This is a genomic window from Deferribacterota bacterium (genome assembly GCA_034189185.1).
In the GTDB taxonomy this organism is placed as follows: Bacteria; Chrysiogenota; Deferribacteres; order Deferribacterales; family UBA228; genus UBA228.
In genome coordinates this window covers 1-2,092 of the sequence record JAXHVM010000247.1, presented here as the reverse complement: position 1 = coordinate 2,092, position 2,092 = coordinate 1, and the positions used below count along the sequence as shown (strand labels likewise).

2 protein-coding genes are annotated in these 2,092 nt (G+C 33.1%); both read right to left on the bottom strand.

Annotated features, from left to right (window positions below):
* Positions 1–508 (bottom strand): hypothetical protein (locus SVN78_10495; protein MDY6822034.1); only part of this gene is annotated, 508 nt, incomplete at its 3' end.
* A 25-nt stretch (positions 509–533) separates the two neighbouring features.
* A partial coding sequence (locus tag SVN78_10490; GenBank protein ID MDY6822033.1) for a calcineurin-like phosphoesterase family protein occupies positions 534–2,092 on the bottom strand: 1,559 nt, incomplete at its 5' end.

Here is a 2,092-nt window from a genome sequence, read left to right as displayed (position 1 = left end):
CATCAAAATAGTATTCAAATACAGCTACATAGGGATAATTATTTAGATCTTGAATCATTATGTCGCAATGTTCATGTCCTGGAACATTCCACTCAACACCAGTTAGTATAAGTTTATTTTGATAATTGTTTCTCAATGAATTTATATGAGGATATACATATTCGCCCAAAGATTGCCATCTCCACATTTCCTGATGACCATTATTATTAATTTTCACATCCCCCTTTATTGGGTTAACGGGGTAGTATGTTGGGTCATCCCAAAAGTGATTATAGCCATCCCTGTCACGACTACCACCATGCTCTGAATTTGCCTGGAAATCTAACCCATATTTAAAGCCATTTTCTATTACTTCATCTAGTGTATGTTCGCCATCGGTATAATATGTGTGTTGATGAAAATCTCCAGTCATCCATTTACCATTAGTATTATCTACACCAAAATTCTGAGCGTATGCTAGTGAACCAAAAAGTAATAAAATAAAAGTAAATTTAACAAAAAATTCCATATTAAATCTCCTTATTTTTGCATTTTTATTTTACTTCAAAGATCTTTGTTGCTCTATATTCATTGCCATATCTATCTACAAATTTTACATTTACAGTATGCACACCTTCACTTAAACTTTCAGGCAGATTGTAAGTCCAAGTGTGTGTAGATTGACTAGCCTCAGTATTACCTAAGAGCCTCTCGTCTAAAAGTGGATCAATTATTGGATCTCTTTCCATTGGTAGATAATTGTTATTATCATAACTAATAGAGACCTCTGAGTCCTTATCCCCGTTAAATACATTTGCAACTACTTTCATATTGTTTATTTCATTTTTATTAATAATATTATCGCTATCATATTCACTTCCATTTAAAAGGCTTATATGCATTTGATAATCCTTTGGTTTGCCGGTAGTTTTATAGCTATCCTCATAGGTGTTATCTGAAAAATTGAATATAAAATATCCTTTAGGCGCACCATCCCTCATATAGCTAAAGGGAACGCCAAGTTCATCTTTTTCACCATTCCACCAAGACCCACAAACTGCGCCTGCTATAATATGGGGATATTGAAGGCCATTGTCCCAACCATCTAAAACATCATTTGGATAAAGCCTTTCTAGTGTATGGGTGTGGCCTGCCAGTGTTAGAACATTGTCAAATCCATCTAAAAGATTAAAAAGCTCTTGTCTATCTTTTACATGATGTCTTGGGCTATCTTTGTCAACCCAAGATATAAGGGGTATGTGCATAGAGATAACAATTAAATTTTCTTTCGGCACATATTTTAAGTCCTCTTTAATCCAATTAAGCTGTTTTTCACCAAGTTCTCCATGGTATGCTCCACTTTCCCACTTAACATTATTTAAGATAATAAAATGAACCTTACCATAGTTAAAAGAATAGTATTGAGGGCCAAAATAATTTTTATATATATTATAGTGTGAGCTTGGTCCCTCTAAGTTATCATTTGTGTCATGGTTGCCAGGTAGATAATATACTGGTTTTCCAATCTTACCCATAACCTCAGTTAGTCTTGGATAAACTTCTAAATTATCATTAGCATTGTCTCCCAGTGTTAACACAAATGAAGCCTTTTCATTGATAAGTTCTGCTATTGTGATGTCTCTAAGGTAATTTATCTCTTCATCATTGGTTACTTGTATATCACCTAATACAATCGCTGAAAAATTGTTTCTAACCTCTGTTTTTATAAGCGGAAAGTCCTTGCCAGAGACCACGTTCCCCATTCCCTCACTTTCATTAATGTTATAATAAAAGAAAGGCTTGTTTGTCTTTTCGCCGACAAAGGTATTATATTCAGAAGGTTTAATAAGAAAAACTATTTTTTGATCATTAAGCTCTATTGAATACCTCCCTGTTTCATCAGTTAATACAATATCTTCACCATTTGATATGCCCACATCAGGAATGCCTTTTTCTCCACTATTATATTCGCCGTTTAGATTAGCATCATCAAAAACGATTCCCCTAATTGTTTGTGCGCTTAAATCTGAGAAATTAAATAGTATAAACAAAGTAACAATTATAAATAAACAAGTTTTTAAATAAAATTTTCCAGCAACATTTTTTTTCATAA